General features: G+C 64.1%; 1 protein-coding gene. It reads left to right on the forward strand.

Annotated elements, in window-relative coordinates; translation table 11 throughout:
* Window positions 1-87: 87 nt before the first annotated feature.
* The coding region (locus EN807_RS32865) for a helix-turn-helix domain-containing protein (RefSeq protein ID WP_135937961.1) at window positions 88-404 on the forward strand (317 nt) is incomplete at its 3' end.

Genomic DNA, 404 nt, shown 5'->3' on the forward strand with positions numbered 1-404 from the left:
AGAGCACGTCCTGTGATCGATGAATCGATTGTGATGTGACAGCTGCGTCTTGTGCTGATTCAACATCCACCTCGATGGAGGTGGACGATGGGAAGAGCATTGAGCGGGGATCTTCGATCGCGGGTTTTGAAGGCTTCGGACGAGGGGATGTCGGCGCGGCAAGCGGCGGCGCGGTTCGGCGTGGGAGTGTCCAGCGCGATCCGCTGGATTGCGCGGGCGAAGATCGGCGAACTGGCACCACGCCCGCAGGGCCGCCGCCGCGCCTCCAGCCTCGATGCGCATGAAGCCTTCATCGTCGGGCTGATCGAGGAACGCAAGGACATCACGCTGAACGAGATGGTGGAGCGGCTGGTCGCCGAGCAGTCGGTGCGGATCAGCCGCAGCGCCTTGAGCGCCTGGCTTCG

It is taken from the genome of Mesorhizobium sp. M5C.F.Ca.ET.164.01.1.1, from assembly GCF_004792125.1.
In the GTDB taxonomy this organism is placed as follows: Bacteria; Pseudomonadota; Alphaproteobacteria; order Rhizobiales; family Rhizobiaceae; genus Mesorhizobium; species Mesorhizobium wenxiniae.